Raw genomic sequence first — 17399 nt, 5'->3', positions numbered from 1 at the left:
ACGGAACGGATGAGCGCGCTGTACACGGTTCTAGGCACGCTGGTGGCAATTGGCGTGCTGGTTACCTTTCACGAATTCGGTCATTTCTGGGTGGCCCGGCGCTGCGGTGTGCGGGTCCTGCGCTTCTCCGTGGGCTTCGGTACGCCGCTGCTGCGCTGGCACGATCGGCATGGCACCGAATTTGCCATCGCCGCCATTCCGCTGGGCGGCTACGTGAAGATGCTCGACGAGCGCGAAGGCGACGTGCCCGCTGATCAGCTCGGGCAGTCCTTCAATCGCAAGAGCGTTGGGCAGCGTATCGCCATCGTCGCCGCGGGGCCTGTGGCCAACTTCCTCCTGGCGATCTTCTTTTTCTGGATTCTCGGCATGCTCGGCAGCCAGCAGGCGCGGCCGGTGATCGGTGCTGTCGAGGTCGGCAGTCTGGCCGAGCAGGCCGGCCTGCGTGCAGGCGAGGAGATTCTTGCGGTCGATGGCGAGGCGACGCCCGGCTGGGGCGCGGTGAATCTGCAGCTGGTCAAGCGGCTGGGGGAAAGCGGCAGCATCGAGATGCTGGTTCGCGATGAGGAGTCGAGCACGGAGACGCTGCGACGCATCGAGCTGGACGCCTGGTTGCGCGGCGCCGCCGACCCCGATCCGCTGGCATCGCTGGGTCTGCGCCGCTGGTTCGTGCAGGCGCCGCCGCTGGTGCATGAGGTGCGCAAGGACAGTGCCGCGCAGCTGGGTGGGGTGCAGAAGGGCGATCGGCTGCTGAGCCTGGGTGGCGAGCAGCTGGAGTCGCCCGAGGCAGTCGTAGCGGTGGCGCGCAGCTTTGCCGGTCAGCGTGTCGAGCTGCGCTATCTGCGTGGCGAGCAGGAGCTGAGTGCGGTGCTGCAGATTCCCGCGGACCCCAAGGTCGTCGAACGCCTGGGCTATCTTGGCGCCGTGGTCGCTTACGACCCGCTGCCGCCGTATATGCTCCGCGAGGTCAGTTACGGCCCGCTGGAGGCGGTTGGCGAGGGCCTGCGGCGGACCTGGTCGATGAGTGTGCTCACCCTTGATTCATTGAGGAAAATGCTGCTTGGCGAGCTCTCGGTAAAAAACTTGAGTGGGCCGATAACCATTGCTAAAGTGGCGGGCGCTTCCGCCCAGTCAGGAATAGGGGATTTCCTCAACTTCCTCGCGATCCTGAGCATTAGCCTGGGGGTCCTCAATCTTCTGCCCATTCCCGTCCTGGACGGTGGGCATCTGCTGTTCTACCTGATCGAATGGGTGCGCGGCCGCCCCTTGTCGGAGCGTGTGCAAACTTGGGGGGTTCAGATAGGCATCAGTCTGGTCATTGGCGTGATGATTCTCGCACTGGCCAACGACCTGGGTCGTCTGTAACGAATTCGTTGAATCACGAAGTGTGCTGCTGGTCGGCATCAATCGTTTGCTGAAACAAGAAAGGACTTCATGAAACGTCTGCTGCTACCTGCGGTGATTGCCGCCTTGATGATCGCCGAAGTTCACGCTGAGTCCTTCACCATTTCCGATATTCGCGTCAACGGCCTGCAGCGGGTTTCCGCCGGCAGCGTGTTCGGCGCGATGCCGCTGAACGTCGGCGAGGAAGTCGATGACGGCCGTCTGGTCGAGGCGACCCGCAGCCTGTTCCGCACCGGTTTCTTCCAGGATATCCAGTTGGGTCGCGATGGCGACGTACTGGTCGTTACCGTGGTCGAACGTCCTTCCATCTCCAGCATCGAGATCGAGGGCAACAAGGCCATCGAGACCGACGAGCTGCTCAAGGGCCTGCGTCAGTCCGGTCTGTCCGAGGGCGAGATATTCCAGCGCGCGACCCTCGAAGCGGTGCGTAACGAGCTGCAGCGTCAGTACGTTGCCCAGGGTCGTTACTCCGCCGAGGTCAAGGCTGACGTCATCGCCCAGCCGCGCAACCGCGTCGCACTGAAGATCGACATCAATGAAGGCACGGTAGCTGCGATCCAGCACATCAACGTGGTCGGCAACACCGTTTTCGCCGACGACGACCTGCTTGCGCTGTTCGAGCTGAAAACCACCAACTGGCTGTCGTTCTTCAAGAACGACGACAAGTACGCCCGCGAGAAGCTCTCCGGTGACCTGGAGCGCCTGCGTTCCTATTACCTGGATCGCGGCTACATCAACATGGACATCTCCTCGACCCAGGTGTCCATCACCCCGGACAAGAAGCACGTCTACATCACCGTCAACATCGACGAGGGTGATCGTTTCACCGTGCGTGACGTCAAGCTGTCCGGTGACCTGCGCGTGCCGCGCGAGGAGATCGAGTCGCTGCTGCTGGTCAAGGAAGGTCAGGTGTTCTCGCGCAAGGTGATGACCACTACCTCCGAGCTGATCACCCGCCGCCTGGGCAACGAGGGCTACACCTTCGCCAACGTCAACGGCATGCCGACCCCGGATCAGGACAACAAGACCGTCGACATCACCTTCGTCGTCGATCCGGGCAAGCGCGCCTACGTCAACCGCATCAATTTCCGCGGCAACACCAAGACCGAAGACGAAGTGCTGCGTCGCGAAATGCGCCAGATGGAAGGCGGCTGGGCTTCGACCTACCTGATCGACCAGTCCAAGACCCGCCTCGAGCGCCTGGGCTTCTTCAAGGAAGTCAACGTGGAAACCCCGGCGGTCGCCGGCACCGATGACCAGATCGATGTGCAGTACAGCGTCGAAGAGCAGGCCTCGGGTTCGATCACCGCCAGCGTCGGTTTTGCCCAGAACGCCGGTCTGATCCTCGGCGGCGCGGTGACCCAGAACAACTTCCTGGGTACCGGCAACCGCGTCAGCGTTGCGCTCAATCGCAGCGAGTACCAGACCCGTTACAGCTTCGGTTTCGTCGACCCCTACTGGACTCAGGACGGCGTCAGCCTCGGCTACAACGCCTTCTACAGCACGACCAACTACGACGATCTGGAAGTCGACGTATCCAGCTACGCGGTGGATACCCTGGGTGCCGGCGTCAGCATCGGCTACCCGATCAGCGAGACTGCGCGCCTGAACTTCGGCCTGAACTTCCAGCAGGACAAGATCAAGACCGGCCTCTACACCGTGGACGAAATCATCGCGTTCATGGATGAAGAGGGTGACAGCTATACCAACTTCAAGGCCTCGGTGGGCTGGTCCGAGTCGACCCTCAACCGCGGCGTGCTGGCCAACCGCGGTCACTCGCAAAGCCTGGTGCTGGAAACCACCATTCCCGGCAGTGACCTGTCGTTCTACAAGCTCGACTACCGCGGCCAATGGTTCACGCCGATCAGCGAGAAGCACACGCTGCGCTTCCACACTGCGCTGGGCTATGGCGACAGCTATGGTTCTACCAGCGACCTGCCGTTCTACGAGCACTACTACGGCGGTGGCTTCAACTCGGTGCGCGGCTTCCGTGACAGTACCCTGGGTCCGCGCAGTACGCCCAGCCGCATCACCGCCGCCAACGCGGTGCTGTTCGACGGCAACGGCAATCCGGTGGCGGACAAATACGGGCGTGTAACCGATCCGGACCAGGACCCGCTGCCGTTCGGCGGTAACGTGCTGGTCCAGGGTGGCGTCGAATGGCTGTTCCCGATGCCCTTCGTCAAGGATCAGCGCTCGCTGCGCACCGTTGCTTTCTGGGATGTGGGTGCGGTCTACGACACCAACTGCAGTGGCACCCAGAAGAATGGCGTGGTGGGTGGCCGCAGCAAGGATCCGGCCTGCTCTCTGGACGTTGGCAATCTGGCCAGTTCGGTGGGTATCGGTCTGACCTGGATCACCGGCCTTGGCCCGCTGAGTTTCAGCCTGGCTGCACCACTCAAGAAGCCGGATGATGCGGAAACCGAAATCTTCCAGTTCTCTCTGGGTCAGACTTTCTGACGTCCATTCGGACGCTACATAACGAAAACATGCTTTTTAAGCAGGAGTGCACTGTGCGTAAGTTGACTCAATTGGTTCTGGTTGCGGCTGCCCTGTTCGCCACCCCGGCGTTCGCCGAGATGAAGATCGCCGTGCTGAACTATCAGATGGCTCTGCTCGAATCGGATGCGGCGAAGAAGTACGCGGTTGATGCGGAGAAGAAATTCAGCCCGCAACTGAACAAGCTCAAGACCCTCGAGAGTGACGCTAAGCGCATTCAGGATCGGATGGTCAAGGAAGGCGAGCGCATGCAGCAATCCGAGCGCGAGCGCCTGGAGCTCGAATTCAAGCAGAAGGCCCGTGATTTCCAGTTCCAGTCCAAGGAGCTCAACGAAGCCAAGGCGCTGGCCGATCGTGACATGCTCAAGCAGCTCAAGCCGCAGCTCGACAAGGCGGTGGAGGAGGTTATTCGCAACGGCAGCTATGACATCGTCCTGGAGCGTGGTGCCGTGGTGGATGTGAAGCCGCAGTTCGACATCACCCGTCAGGTCATCGAGCGCATGAATCAGCAGCGCTGAGCATGACCGTCGTCACCTTTACTCTCGGTGAACTGGCAGAGCGCGCAGGCGCTCGCCTGCGTGGCGATGCGCGGCGAGTCATCGCCGGCCTGGGCACTCTGCAGGACGCAGAAGCCGACCAGTTGAGTTTTCTGGCCAATCCGCAGTATCGCAAGCTGCTGACGCAGACCCGTGCCGCGGCAGTGTTGCTGACGCCGGCGGATGCTGAAAGTCATGTCGGCGACGCGCTCATCGTCGACAATCCCTATCTTGCCTACGCTCGTCTCTCGCATCTGTTCGATCCCAAGCCGGCTGCGAGTGCCGGCATACATCCTGCGGCGATCGTCGATCCTGGTGCGCAGATCGATCCCAGTGCCAGCGTCGGCGCGGGCGCCGTGATCGAGGCCGGTGCCTGCATCGGCGCACGTGTGGTGATTGGTGCGCAATGCTTCGTTGGTGCGCGCAGCCGTATCGATGAGGATGGCTGGCTGGCGCCGCGGGTAACCCTGTACCACGACGTACGCATCGGCAAACGGGTGGTGATCCAGAGCGGCGCGGTCATCGGCGGCGAAGGCTTCGGTTTCGCCAACGAGAAAGGTGTCTGGCAGAAGATCGCCCAGATCGGTGGCGTCAGTATCGGCGACGACGTCGAGATCGGGGCCAATACCACCATTGATCGTGGCGCGCTGGCCGATACGCTGATCGGCAACGGCGTCAAGCTCGACAACCAGATCATGATCGCGCACAACGTGCAGATCGGCGACAACACGGCCATGGCCGGTTGCTGCGGCATTTCCGGCAGTACCAAGATCGGTCGCAATTGCATGATCGCCGGTGGCGTCGGCATGGTCGGCCATATCGAGGTCTGCGACAACGTTTTCGTGACCGGCATGACCATGGTCACGCGCTCCATCACCGAGCCTGGCTCCTACTCCTCCGGCACCGCCATGCAGCCTGCTGCCGACTGGAGGAAGAGCGCAGCGCGCATTCGTCAACTGGATGACATGGCCCGCCGTCTGCAACAGCTGGAAAAGCGCCTGGAAGCCGTGACCCCGAACGGGTCGGCTTCATCTGATGCCTGACCTGCGCTAGCGCGTGCCCAATCTATAAGGCCTTTCTGGACATGATGGATATCAACGAGATTCGCGAATACCTTCCGCACCGCTACCCGTTCCTGCTGGTGGACCGCGTGGCGGAGCTGGATCTGGAGGCCAAGAAGGTTCGTGCCTACAAGAACGTCAGCATCAACGAGCCGTTCTTCAACGGGCATTTTCCGCAGCATCCGATCATGCCGGGGGTGTTGATCATCGAGGCGATGGCCCAGGCGGCCGGCATCCTCGGCTTCAAGATGATGGGCGTGAAACCCTCCGATGGCACCCTCTACTACTTCGTCGGCTCGGACAAGCTACGCTTCCGCCAGCCGGTGGTGCCGGGAGATCAGCTGATCCTGGATGCGTCCTTCATCAGTGCCAAGCGCGGCATCTGGAAGTTCGCCTGCCGGGCGACAGTCGATGGCAAGGAAGTCTGTTCGGCCGAGATCATCTGTGCGGAACGCAAGCTATGAGTTTGATTGACCCTCGCGCCATCATCGATCCGTCGGCGAAGCTTGCGGATGACGTTCAGGTCGGCCCCTGGTCGATCATCGGACCTGATGTGGAAATCGGCGAGGGTACAGTGGTCGGCCCCCATGTGATCATCAAGGGACCTACCAAGATCGGTAAGCACAACCGCATCTATCAGTTTTCCTCGGTCGGCGAGGATACTCCCGACCTCAAGTACAAGGGCGAAGCGACCCGGCTGGTGATCGGCGATCACAATGTGATCCGCGAGGGCGTCACCATCCACCGCGGCACTGTGCAGGATCGCTCCGAGACCACCATCGGCGACCACAACCTGCTGATGGCCTACGTCCATATCGGGCACGACAGCGTCATCGCCAACCACTGCATCCTGGTCAACAACACCGCGCTGGCCGGGCATGTCTGGGTCGACGACTGGGCGATCCTCTCCGGTTTCACCCTGGTGCATCAGTTCTGCCGCATCGGTGCCCACAGCTTTTCCGGGATGGGCACGGCCATCGGCAAGGATGTGCCCGCCTATGTCACCGTCTTCGGCAACCCGGCCGAGGCGCGCAGCATGAATTTCGAAGGCATGCGCCGGCGCGGTGTCAGCGATGAGGCCATGGCCTCGTTACGGCGTGCCTATCGCATCGTCTATCGCCAGGGCCTGACCGTCGAGCAGGCCCTGGCCGAGCTGGTCGAACCGGCCGCGCAGTTCGCCGAGGTGGCGATCTTCGTCGACTCCATCCGCTCGTCCACGCGCGGCATTACTCGCTAGATCATGTCCAGGCCACTGCGTATTGCCCTGGTCGCCGGCGAGGCGTCCGGCGACATTCTCGGTTCCGGTCTGATGCAGGCCTTGCGCTTACGCCATCCGGATGTCGAGTTCATCGGCGTGGGTGGCCCGCGCATGGAGGCGCTCGGACTGCGCTCGATGTTCCCCATGGAGCGGCTGTCGGTGATGGGACTGGTCGAGGTGCTCGGCCGTCTGCCGGAGCTGCTGCGTCGGCGCAAGCAACTGATCGCAGATCTGATCGAAGCCAGGCCAGACGTGTTCATCGGCATCGATGCACCGGATTTCAATCTCACCGTCGAGCTGCGCCTGCGCCGCGCGGGCATCCGTACCGTGCATTACGTCAGTCCTTCGGTCTGGGCCTGGCGGCAGAAGCGGGTATTGAAGATTCGCGACGGTTGCGACCTGATGCTGACGCTGTTTCCCTTCGAGGCGCAGTTCTATGCCGAGCACCAGGTGCCGGTGCGCTTCGTCGGCCACCCGCTGGCCGATGCCATTCCGCTGCAGGCGGATCGGGCGCAGGCACGTCACCAACTGGGTCTCCCCGAAGAGGGTGCTGCGGTAGCGCTGATGCCGGGTAGCCGGGGCGGCGAAGTGTCTCGCCTGGGGCCGTTGTTTCTCGATGCAGCCGAGCGTCTGCGTACCTTGCGGCCTGGAGTGCACTTCGTCATGCCCTGCGCCAATCCCGAGCGGCGCGCGCAGCTGGAGCAGCTGTTGGCCAACCGCGATCTGCCGCTGACCCTTCTCGATGGGCGCTCGCATGAGGCGCTGGCAGCCTGTGATGCGGTGCTTATCGCATCGGGGACTGCCACGCTGGAAGCGCTGTTGTTCAAGCGGCCGATGGTGGTCGCTTACCGTGTCGCCGGGCTGACCTACCGCATTCTCAAACACCTGGTGAAAAGCCCGTACGTGTCGCTACCGAATCTGCTTGCCGAGCGTCTGCTGGTGCCTGAACTGCTGCAGGACGCGGCGACCCCCGACGCCCTGGCGCAGACCCTGGCACCGTTGATCGATGGCGGAACGGCGCAGACCGATGGCTTCGATGTGATCCACCGCGCGCTGCGCCGCGACGCCTCGGTGCAGGCGGCGGATGCCGTTCTGGCACTGGTCGAGCCACACTGATGCGGACAGGTTCCGCTGCGATTGCGACGAAGCGCCAACAGACCCTGGGGCTGGATTTCGATCTGGTCGAAGAACTGGTCGCCGGTGTCGACGAAGTCGGCCGCGGCCCGCTCTGTGGCCCGGTGGTTACCGCTGCGGTGATCCTCGATCCGAGTCGTCCGATCAAGGGGCTCAACGATTCCAAGAAGCTCTCCGAGGCGCGCCGTGAGGCGCTCTTCGACGAGATCTGCGAGAAGGCGCTGGCCTGGTGCATTGCCCGCGCCGAGACCGACGAGATCGATCGGCTGAACATTCTCCATGCCACCATGCTGGCGATGCAGCGTGCGGTCGAAGGCCTGACGGTAACGCCACGCCTGGCGCTGATCGACGGTAATCGTTGCCCGAAACTTGCAGTACCCAGTGCCGCGGTGGTCAAGGGCGACAGCCGGGTGCCGGCGATCGCCGCCGCCTCGATCCTGGCCAAGGTCAGCCGCGACCGAGAGATGCAGGCGCTGGATCTGATCTACCCCGGCTACGGCATTGCGCTGCATAAGGGCTATCCGACGCCGGTGCATCTGGAAGCCCTGCAACGCCTAGGCGCCACGCCCATCCATCGGCGCTCCTTCGCGCCGGTACGCGCCGCGTTGGAGGCGGCAGCGAGCAGTGCGGCTGTCATCCAGGCCGCCGTTGTCCTCGACTGAAAGGCGCGCATTGCTCGCTCAACCCTGACCCCGTTCCTGCCTGCGCCGATTCATCTGCCGTGACGCTGCCGTTCCACTCCCCGGACCGGTACAATCCCGCGCTCGTCCTTTGCTGCCCGGGATATCCATGAGCGTTTCCTTCGTCCATCTTCGCCTGCACACAGAGTTTTCCCTGGTCGACGGCCTGGTGCGGGTCAAGCCGCTGGTCAAGGCGGTGGCCGCCGCCGAGATGCCGGCAGTGGCGGTGACGGACCAGAGCAACATGTGCTCGCTGGTGAAGTTCTACAAGGCGGCGATGGGTGCAGGGATCAAGCCGATCTGCGGCGCCGACCTCTGGCTGGCCGGCGAAGGCGAGGACGCCGCGCTGAGCCGCATCACCCTGCTGGCGATGGATGCGCGCGGCTACCGCAACCTCACCGAACTGGTCTCGCGCGGCTGGACCGAAGGGCAGCGCAACGATCTGGTGGTGGTCGAGCGGGACTGGGTCAAGCAAGCCTCCGGCGGGCTGATCGCGCTGTCCGGGGCCAAGGAAGGTGAAGTCGGCCAGGCGCTGTTGGCCGGCAACCCCGAGCACGCCGAGGCGCTGCTCAAGGAGTGGATGACGACCTTCAGCGATCGTTTCTATCTGGAAGTGCAGCGCACCAGTCGGGTCCACGATGAAGAGTATCTGCACCTGGCGGTCGGGCTGGCCGGGCGCTGCAATGCGCCGCTGGTGGCGACCAACGATGTGCGCTTCCTGCGTCAGGAAGACTTCGAGGCCCACGAGACGCGGGTCTGCATTGGCGAGGGCCGCACCCTGGATGATCCGCGCCGGCCGCGAACCTATTCCGATCAGCAATACCTGAAGACCCCGGCCGAGATGGCCGAGCTGTTCAGCGATCTGCCCGAGGCGCTTCAGAACAGCGTGGAGATCGCCCGGCGCTGCAACATCGAAGTGCAGCTGGGCACCCACTTCCTGCCCAACTTCCCGATCCCCGAGGGCATGACCATCAACGACTACCTGCGCCAGGTGTCGTTCGAGGGCCTCGAGGAGCGCCTGGCGGTGCTGCTGCCGCCGGACACCCCAGACTACGCAGCGAAGAAGCAGGTCTACATCGACCGGCTGGAGTTCGAACTCGGCACCATCATCCAGATGGGCTTCCCCGGCTACTTCCTAATCGTCATGGACTTCATCAAGTGGGCCAAGAACAACGGCGTACCGGTCGGCCCGGGCCGTGGTTCGGGTGCCGGCAGCCTGGTCGCCTACGTGCTGAAGATCACCGACCTCGATCCGCTGGCCTATGACCTGCTGTTTGAACGCTTCCTCAACCCCGAGCGGGTCTCGATGCCCGACTTCGACGTCGACTTCTGCATGGACGGTCGCGACCGGGTGATCGACTACGTTGCCGAAGCCTACGGGCGCAACGCGGTGAGCCAGATCATCACCTTCGGCACCATGGCTGCCAAGGCGGTGGTGCGCGACGTGGCGCGGGTTCAGGGCAAGTCCTACGGCCTGGCCGACCGGCTGTCGAAGATGATCCCCTTCGAGGTCGGCATGACCCTGGAGAAGGCTTACGAGATGGAGGAGCCGCTGCGCGATTTCCTCAAGGTCGACGAGGAGGCGGCGGAGATCTGGGACATGGCCCTGAAGCTCGAGGGCATCTGCCGCGGCACCGGCAAGCACGCCGGTGGCGTGGTGATCGCGCCGACCAAGCTCACCGACTTTGCGCCGATCGCCTGTGACGAGGAAGGCGGCGGTCTGGTGACCCAGTTCGACAAGGACGACGTAGAGGCTGCCGGCCTGGTGAAGTTCGACTTCCTCGGCCTGCGCACCCTGACCATCATCAAGTGGGCGCTGGAGACGATCAATCGCGAGCAGGCGAAGAAGGGCCTGGAACCGATCAACATCGACTTCATTCCGCTGGATGACAAGAAGACCTACGAGCTGCTGCAGAAGGCCGAGACCACCGCGGTGTTCCAGCTCGAATCACGCGGCATGAAGGAGCTGATCAAGAAGCTCAAGCCGGACTGCCTGGAAGACCTCATCGCACTGGTGGCGTTGTTCCGCCCGGGGCCGCTGCAGTCGGGCATGGTCGACGACTTCATCAACCGCAAGCACGGGCGCGAGGAGATTTCCTACCCGCACCCGAACTACCAGTACGCAGGCCTGGAGCCGGTGCTCAAGCCCACCTACGGCATCATCCTGTACCAGGAACAGGTGATGCAGATCGCCCAGGTCATGGCGGGCTATACCCTCGGTGGTGCCGACATGCTGCGTCGCGCCATGGGCAAGAAGAAGCCGGAGGAGATGGCCAAGCAGCGCGGCGGCTTCATCGAGGGCTGTGCCAACAACGGCATCGATGGGGATCTGGCGGGCAACATCTTCGACCTGGTGGAAAAGTTTGCCGGCTACGGCTTCAACAAGTCGCACTCGGCCGCCTACGGCCTGGTCTCCTACCAGACCGCCTGGCTCAAGGCGCACCACGCCGCGCCCTTCATGGCCGCGGTGCTGTCGGCGGACATGCACAACACCGACAAGGTGGTCACGCTGATCGAGGAATGCCGCAGCATGAAGCTGCGCATCGTCGCGCCTGACGTGAACAACTCCGAGTTCAAGTTCACCGTCGACGAGGAAGGTCGGATTGTCTATGGCCTCGGCGCGATCAAGGGCGTCGGTGAGGGCCCGGTGGAAACCATCGCCGAATGCCGTAGCGAGGGCGGGCCGTTCAAGGACCTGTTCGATTTCTGCGCCCGTGTCGATCTCAAGCGGATCAACAAGCGCACCCTGGAAGCACTGATTCGTGGCGGCGCGCTGGATCGTCTGGGGCCGTTCTTCTCCGACGAGGCCAAGGCCTATCAGGCCGGCATCGACCGCAACCGCGCGGTGCTGCTGGCTTCGCTGGAGGAGGCGGTGCAGGCGGCCGAACAGACCGCGCGCAGCCATGACAGCGGCCACATGGACCTGTTCGGCGGCCTCTTCGCCGAGCCCGAGGCGGATGTCTACGCCAACCATCGGCATGCCCGCGAGCTGTCGCTCAAGGAGCGCCTGCGCGGTGAGAAGGAGACCCTCGGGCTGTACCTGACCGGGCACCCGATTGACGAGTACGAAGGCGAAATCCGTCGCTTCGCCCGCCAGCGCATCGTCGAGCTGAAGCCGGCACGCGATACCCAGACGGTGGCCGGGATGATCGTCAACCTGCGGGTGATGAAGAACAAGAAGGGCGACAAGATGGGCTTCATCACCCTGGATGACCGCTCCGGGCGCATCGAGGCTTCGCTGTTCGCCGATGCCTTCGCCAGCAATCAGGCGTTGCTGCAGAACGACGCGCTGGTGGTGGTCGAGGGTGAAGTCAGCAATGACGACTTCTCCGGTGGCCTGCGCCTGCGCGCCAAGCGCGTGATGAGTCTGGAGGAGGCCCGCACCGGCCTGGCCGAGAGCCTGCGGGTGACAGTGGTCAGCACGGCGCTGGATGCCACCCGGCTGAACTGGCTGGCCGAGCTGTGTGGTCGCCATCGCGGCTCCTGTCCGATCACGCTGGATTACAGCGGCAGTCAGGCACGGGCCTTGCTGCAGTTCGGCGAGCAGTGGCGGATCGACCCGGCGGACAACTTGATTCAGGCATTGCGTGACCAGTTCGGGCGCGACAACGTCTTCCTGCACTATCGTTAGGGTCTTCCTGACGTTCGGGCACTGTTCACGCGACTGAGGGTCAGTGAACAGCGTGCCGGAGAGTGCGAGCCGGTCTCGCCTTTGCGTAATTTCTGATCGACCCGGCGGCGCCTGATCCCTTAAGGTATCGCGCCACACGGAACTAGCCGCCCGGCCACCTGGCCGCCGATGCATGACGGATGCCTATGAACCCGAACTTCCTCGATTTCGAACAGCCGATCGCCGACCTGCAAGCCAAGATCGAAGAGCTGCGCCTGGTAGGCAATGACAACTCGCTGAACATCAGCGAAGAGATCGCCCGCCTGCAGGACAAGAGCAGCGCGCTGACCGAGAGCATCTTCAGTGACCTGTCCAGCTGGCAGATCGCCAAGCTGGCGCGTCATCCGCGCCGCCCCTATACCCTGGACTACCTCAGCCATATCTTCACCGAGTTCGAAGAGCTGCACGGTGACCGGCATTTCTCCGATGACGCCGCCATCGTCGGTGGCACCGCGCGCCTGAACGGCGAGCCGGTAATGGTCATCGGTCACCAGAAGGGTCGTGAAGTCCGCGAGAAGGTGCGCCGCAACTTCGGCATGCCGCGCCCGGAGGGTTACCGCAAGGCCTGTCGCCTGATGGAAATGGCCGAGCGCTTCAAGCTGCCGATCATCACCTTCATCGATACCCCGGGTGCCTATCCCGGCATTGATGCCGAGGAGCGCAACCAGAGCGAGGCCATCGCCTGGAACCTGCGCGTGATGGCGCGCCTGAAAACCCCGATCATCTCCACCGTGATCGGTGAGGGTGGCTCCGGCGGAGCACTGGCGATCGGCGTCTGCGACCAGTTGAACATGCTGCAGTACTCGACCTACGCGGTGATTTCGCCGGAAGGCTGCGCCTCGATTCTCTGGCGCACCGCGGACAAGGCGCCAGAAGCTGCTGAAGCGATGGGTATCACAGCGGCACGACTGCGCGATCTGGGGATCGTCGATCAGGTCATCGAAGAGCCGCTGGGTGGCGCACACAGCGATCCGGCAGCGGCGGCCGAGTCGGTGCGTCTGCAACTGACCGAGCAGCTGCAGAAACTTCGTGCCTTCTCCACCGAGGAGCTGCTGGAGCGTCGTTACAAGCGTCTGATGAGCTACGGCATCGCCTGATTCGCCTTCTGCCCGTGGCGGCTGGACGACCTGGCTTGTAGGCTTGGCGTCCAGCCTGCGGTTTGCCTCCCATGTCCCTTGAAACACGCCTGTTGTCCTGCGTACAACCCTGGATCGATGCGCCGGCCTGGCGGGTCGCTCTTTCCGGCGGGCTCGACTCCAGTGTGCTGCTGCATCTGCTGGCGCGTCTGAGTCATGTCCAGCAGTTACCGCCACTCTCCGCGATTCATATCCATCACGGGCTCCAGGCTCAGGCAGATGCCTGGGCCGAGCATTGCCAGCAGCTTTGCGCTGGGCTGGGTGTGCCACTGGAGATCGTTCGCGTCAGGGTTGAAGGTGGCGCCAGTCTGGAGCGTGCCGCGCGCGAAGCCCGCTACGCAGCCTTCCGCGAGCGACTAGGGGTGGATGAGCTGCTGCTGACGGCCCAGCATCTCGACGATCAGGCGGAGACACTGCTGTTCCGTCTGCTGCGCGGTGCAGGGGTGCGTGGTCTGGCAGGCATGCCGCCGGTTCGGGCGCTGGGTGCTGGCAAGCTGGCGCGGCCGCTGCTCGGCGTTACCCGCCAGGAACTGCACAGCTACGCATCAGTACATCAACTGAGCTGGGTCGAGGATCCTTCCAACGAGAACCTGCATTACTCGCGCAACTATTTGCGCCGGCGCGTCATGCCGGTTCTGACTGAGCGCTGGCCGCAGAGCGCGAGTGCGCTGGGGCGGACGGCCATGCATCTGCGCGAAGCGCAGCTGCTGCTGGATGAGCGCGCGGACGAGGACCTGGCGCAGGCCGCCAGCACAGCTCCTTTCTCGTGGCTGACTTGTCCTTCGTTGGACATGACTGTGCTGAGCGCGCTTTCGCCAGCGCGGCAACGCAACACGTTGCGGCGCTGGCTGGACTTGCTCGGCACGGCCATGCCGGACAGCGATCATTGGGCAGGTTGGGATGCTCTGCGTGATGCCGCTGTCGATGCCCAGCCGGTCTGGCGACTGGCCGGGAGCGAGCTGCGTCGGTCGGGTGCGCGAGTCTACTGGCTGTCCGGCGACTGGTGCGCGGAACCGCCGCAGCCGGCTGCGTGGGATTTTGTCGGCGGTGCACAGCAGTTGCCCGGCAACGGTAGCTTGACTCTGCAAGGGCAGGGCGAACTGCCGGGTCTGCTGCAGGTACGTTACCGCCAGGGCGGTGAACGCCTTGTGCTTGCCGGGCGCCGGCAGCGCGATCTGAAGCGGCTGCTCAACGAGAGCGGGCTGCCGGCATTCGTGCGTGCACGCCTGCCATTGCTCTGGCGTGGCGACGAGTTGCTCGCGGTGGCCAATCTGCCGTTGTTGTCCGACTTGACCGGATCGGGGTTGCGGCTGATCTGGACTCCGCCGGGTGCTGCGCATGACCAGGCGGTTTTGCCGCCGTCGCAGGTTTGAGCTGAAAGGGGCTTTCCAGTAGACTACGCTCCCGTCCTGTTACAGCTTTTCCGCAACTCCTTCGGAGGCTGCGGAAAGTCGGCCATTGTGCATCTGCATCGTGGCTCCTTCGCTTTCCCCGGTGGCGCCAGAGCCGCTTAAACGCTGACTTCTAGGGTTCTTATGACGCGCTACATATTCGTCACGGGTGGTGTTGTTTCTTCATTGGGGAAAGGCATCGCTTCGGCTTCACTGGCGGCCATCCTGGAGGCGCGGGGCCTGAAGGTCACCCTGCTCAAGCTGGATCCGTACATCAACGTCGATCCGGGCACCATGAGTCCGTTCCAGCATGGCGAAGTCTTCGTCACTCAGGACGGCGCCGAGACCGATCTGGATCTGGGGCATTACGAGCGCTTCGTGCGCACGACCATGACTCGTGGCAACAACTTCACCACCGGCCGCGTCTACGAAGACGTGCTGCGGAAGGAGCGCCGCGGCGACTACCTGGGTGCAACCATTCAGGTCATTCCGCACATCACCGACGAGATCAAGCGCCGCATCATCAAGGGTGCCGGTGATGCCGACGTGGCGATGGTCGAGATCGGCGGTACCGTGGGCGACATCGAGTCGCAGCCGTTCCTCGAGGCGATCCGCCAGTTGCGCGTCGAAGTCGGCGCCAAGCGCGCGATGCTGATGCACCTGACGCTGGTGCCCTATATCGCCACCGCCGGCGAGACCAAGACCAAGCCTACCCAGCACTCGGTCAAGGAATTGCGCTCCATCGGCCTGCAGCCGGATGTGCTGATCTGCCGCTCGGACCACCCGATCGACATTTCCTCGCGACGCAAGATCGCGCTCTTCACCAACGTCGAGGAGCGTGCGGTCATCGCCCTGGAAGACGTCGACACCATCTACCGGATTCCCGGCGTGCTACATGCCCAGGGCCTGGACGACATCGTCGTCGAGCGTTTCGGTCTGGAGTGCGGCCAGGCCGACCTTTCCGAATGGGAGCGGGTGGTCGACGCCAAGCTCCACCCGGAGAAGGAAGTCACCATCGCCATGGTCGGCAAGTACATGGAACTTCTCGATGCCTACAAATCTCTGATCGAGGCCATGAGCCACGCTGGCATCCAGAACCGGACCAAAGTGAACCTTCGCTATATCGACTCCGAAGACATCGAGAACCAGGGCATCGGCCTGCTGGAAGGCGTCGATGCCATCCTGGTGCCGGGTGGTTTTGGCCTGCGCGGCGTCGAAGGCAAGATCACCACGGTCAAATACGCCCGCGAGAACAAGATTCCCTACCTGGGCATCTGCCTCGGCATGCAGGTTGCGGTCATCGAGTTCGCCCGCAACGTGCTGGGCTGGAGCGATGCCAACTCCAGCGAGTTCGACGCCGCCTCCAAGCATCCGGTGGTCGGCCTGATCACCGAATGGCAGGACGCCACCGGCAGCACCGAAACCCGCAGCGAAGGCTCTGATCTGGGCGGCACCATGCGCCTGGGTGCGCAGGACTGCCAGCTGCAGGCCGGCTCGCAGGTGCACCAGTGCTATGGCAAGGACGTGATCGTCGAGCGCCACCGCCATCGCTATGAAGTGAACAACAATCTGCTGCCGGAGCTGGTCGCCGCCGGCCTCAAGGTCACCGGTCGCTCCGGTGATGGTGCGCTGGTCGAGGTCATCGAGTCGGCCGACCACCCGTGGTTCGTCGCCTGCCAGTTCCACCCCGAGTTCACCTCCACGCCGCGCGACGGCCACCCGCTGTTCAGCGGCTTCGTCAACGCCGCGTTGGCGCAGAAGGCACGCAAGGCATGAGCCAGAAGACCATTCGCGTCGGCAACATCGAGATCGCCAACGACAAGCCGTTCGTGCTGTTCGGCGGCATCAACGTCATGGAGTCCCGTGACCTGGCGATGCAGGCCTGCGAGGAATATGTGCGGGTAACCGAGAAGCTCGGCATCCCCTACGTGTTCAAGGCCAGCTTCGACAAGGCCAATCGCTCCTCGATGAACTCGTTCCGTGGCCCCGGCCTGGACGAGGGCATGAAGATCTTCGAGGACGTGAAGAAGACCTTCGGCGTGCCGGTGATCACCGACGTTCACGAACCCTGGCAGGCCGCCCCGGTCGCCGAGGTGTGCGACATCATCCAGCTGCCGGCCTTCCTTTCCCGGCAGACCGATCTGGTGGTGGCGATGGCGCGCACCGGCGCGGTCATCAACATCAAGAAGGCGCAGTTCCTCGCGCCGCAGGAAATGAAGCACATCCTCGCCAAGTGCGAGGAGGCCGGTAATGACCAGTTGATCCTCTGCGAGCGCGGCAGCTCCTTCGGCTACAACAACTTGGTCGTCGACATGCTCGGCTTCGGCATCATGAAGTCCTTCGAATACCCGGTGTTCTTCGACGTCACCCACGCCCTGCAGATGCCCGGCGGACGGGCTGACTCTGCCGGCGGACGCCGCGCCCAGGTCACCGACCTGGCCAAGGCCGGCATGAGCCAGGGCCTCGCCGGTCTGTTTCTCGAGGCGCATCCGGACCCGGACAACGCCAAGTGCGACGGGCCCTGTGCCCTGCGCCTGAACAAGCTGGAAGCCTTCCTCACCCAGCTCAAGCAGCTGGATGATCTGATCAAGAGTTTTTCCCCCATCGAAACCGCTTAAGTCTGCAGCGTCAGG

13 protein-coding genes are annotated in these 17399 nt (G+C 63.4%); all 13 read left to right on the top strand.

Going from position 1 to position 17399, the window contains the following annotated elements; all coding sequences use genetic code 11:
• Positions 1-9: 9 nt before the first annotated feature.
• The 13 genes from rseP (at position 10) to kdsA (ending at position 17384) form a co-directional block, all read left to right on the top strand.
• On the top strand, positions 10-1362 hold the full coding sequence (gene rseP, locus DBO85_RS04580; RefSeq protein WP_108105705.1) for an RIP metalloprotease RseP: 1353 nt from the start codon (positions 10-12) through the stop codon (positions 1360-1362).
• Between the two features lie 69 nt (positions 1363-1431).
• Positions 1432-3861: an outer membrane protein assembly factor BamA gene (gene bamA / locus DBO85_RS04575; RefSeq protein ID WP_108105703.1), complete on the top strand. Its 2430-nt coding sequence runs from the start codon at positions 1432-1434 to the stop codon at positions 3859-3861.
• A 53-nt stretch (positions 3862-3914) separates the two neighbouring features.
• Positions 3915-4418 (top strand): OmpH family outer membrane protein, encoded by a 504-nt coding sequence (locus DBO85_RS04570; protein ID WP_108105701.1) that lies wholly within the window; start codon positions 3915-3917, stop codon positions 4416-4418.
• Positions 4419-4420: 2 nt separating this feature from the next.
• The gene (lpxD, locus tag DBO85_RS04565; protein WP_108105699.1) at positions 4421-5479 is read left to right on the top strand and encodes a UDP-3-O-(3-hydroxymyristoyl)glucosamine N-acyltransferase; all 1059 of its coding nucleotides are present in this window, start codon (positions 4421-4423) and stop codon (positions 5477-5479) included.
• A gap of 41 nt (positions 5480-5520) precedes the next feature.
• Positions 5521-5961, top strand: a complete 441-nt coding sequence (gene fabZ, locus DBO85_RS04560; protein WP_108105697.1) for a 3-hydroxyacyl-ACP dehydratase FabZ — start codon at positions 5521-5523, stop codon at positions 5959-5961.
• Positions 5958-6734 carry an acyl-ACP--UDP-N-acetylglucosamine O-acyltransferase gene (gene lpxA, locus DBO85_RS04555; protein ID WP_108105695.1) on the top strand — a complete coding sequence of 259 codons (777 nt, stop codon included), beginning with the start codon at positions 5958-5960 and terminating at the stop codon, positions 6732-6734. The genes fabZ and lpxA overlap by 4 nt, the downstream gene beginning before the upstream one ends.
• Positions 6735-6737: 3 nt before the next feature.
• The gene (gene lpxB / locus DBO85_RS04550) at positions 6738-7871 is read left to right on the top strand and encodes a lipid-A-disaccharide synthase (RefSeq protein ID WP_108105694.1); all 1134 of its coding nucleotides are present in this window, start codon (positions 6738-6740) and stop codon (positions 7869-7871) included.
• Positions 7871-8551, top strand: coding sequence for a ribonuclease HII (gene rnhB, locus DBO85_RS04545; RefSeq protein ID WP_108105692.1), 681 nt, complete (start codon positions 7871-7873; stop codon positions 8549-8551). Before lpxB ends, rnhB begins: the two co-directional genes overlap by 1 nt.
• 127 nt (positions 8552-8678) lie before the next feature.
• On the top strand, positions 8679-12200 hold the full coding sequence (gene dnaE, locus DBO85_RS04540) for a DNA polymerase III subunit alpha (protein WP_108105690.1): 3522 nt from the start codon (positions 8679-8681) through the stop codon (positions 12198-12200).
• 185 nt (positions 12201-12385) lie between these two features.
• Complete coding sequence (locus tag DBO85_RS04535) at positions 12386-13336, top strand: acetyl-CoA carboxylase carboxyltransferase subunit alpha (protein ID WP_108105688.1); 951 nt, start codon at positions 12386-12388, stop codon at positions 13334-13336.
• 71 nt (positions 13337-13407) lie between these two features.
• Positions 13408-14748, top strand: coding sequence for a tRNA lysidine(34) synthetase TilS (tilS, locus tag DBO85_RS04530; protein ID WP_108105686.1), 1341 nt, complete (start codon positions 13408-13410; stop codon positions 14746-14748).
• A gap of 162 nt (positions 14749-14910) precedes the next feature.
• Positions 14911-16542 carry a CTP synthase gene (locus DBO85_RS04525; protein WP_108105684.1) on the top strand — a complete coding sequence of 544 codons (1632 nt, stop codon included), beginning with the start codon at positions 14911-14913 and terminating at the stop codon, positions 16540-16542.
• Entirely contained in the window at positions 16539-17384 is an 846-nt protein-coding gene (kdsA, locus tag DBO85_RS04520; RefSeq protein ID WP_108105682.1) for a 3-deoxy-8-phosphooctulonate synthase, read from the top strand. Before DBO85_RS04525 ends, kdsA begins: the two co-directional genes overlap by 4 nt.
• Positions 17385-17399: the final 15 nt, after the last annotated feature.

The sequence above is a fragment of the Pseudomonas mangrovi genome, assembly GCF_003052585.1.
Taxonomy (GTDB): Bacteria; Pseudomonadota; Gammaproteobacteria; order Pseudomonadales; family Pseudomonadaceae; genus Aquipseudomonas; species Aquipseudomonas mangrovi.
This window is presented reverse-complemented; position numbering and strand designations above follow the sequence as displayed.

Coding starts and splice junctions, on each gene's coding strand:
- kdsA (WP_108105682.1), top strand. CDS start 16,539: ATGAGCCAGAAGACCATTCGCGTCGGCAACATCGAGATCGCCAACGAC.
- rseP (WP_108105705.1), top strand. CDS start 10: ATGAGCGCGCTGTACACGGTTCTAGGCACGCTGGTGGCAATTGGCGTG.
- DBO85_RS04525 (WP_108105684.1), top strand. CDS start 14,911: ATGACGCGCTACATATTCGTCACGGGTGGTGTTGTTTCTTCATTGGGG.
- tilS (WP_108105686.1), top strand. CDS start 13,408: ATGTCCCTTGAAACACGCCTGTTGTCCTGCGTACAACCCTGGATCGAT.
- dnaE (WP_108105690.1), top strand. CDS start 8,679: ATGAGCGTTTCCTTCGTCCATCTTCGCCTGCACACAGAGTTTTCCCTG.
- bamA (WP_108105703.1), top strand. CDS start 1,432: ATGAAACGTCTGCTGCTACCTGCGGTGATTGCCGCCTTGATGATCGCC.
- lpxA (WP_108105695.1), top strand. CDS start 5,958: ATGAGTTTGATTGACCCTCGCGCCATCATCGATCCGTCGGCGAAGCTT.
- fabZ (WP_108105697.1), top strand. CDS start 5,521: ATGATGGATATCAACGAGATTCGCGAATACCTTCCGCACCGCTACCCG.
- lpxB (WP_108105694.1), top strand. CDS start 6,738: ATGTCCAGGCCACTGCGTATTGCCCTGGTCGCCGGCGAGGCGTCCGGC.
- rnhB (WP_108105692.1), top strand. CDS start 7,871: ATGCGGACAGGTTCCGCTGCGATTGCGACGAAGCGCCAACAGACCCTG.
- DBO85_RS04535 (WP_108105688.1), top strand. CDS start 12,386: ATGAACCCGAACTTCCTCGATTTCGAACAGCCGATCGCCGACCTGCAA.
- lpxD (WP_108105699.1), top strand. CDS start 4,421: ATGACCGTCGTCACCTTTACTCTCGGTGAACTGGCAGAGCGCGCAGGC.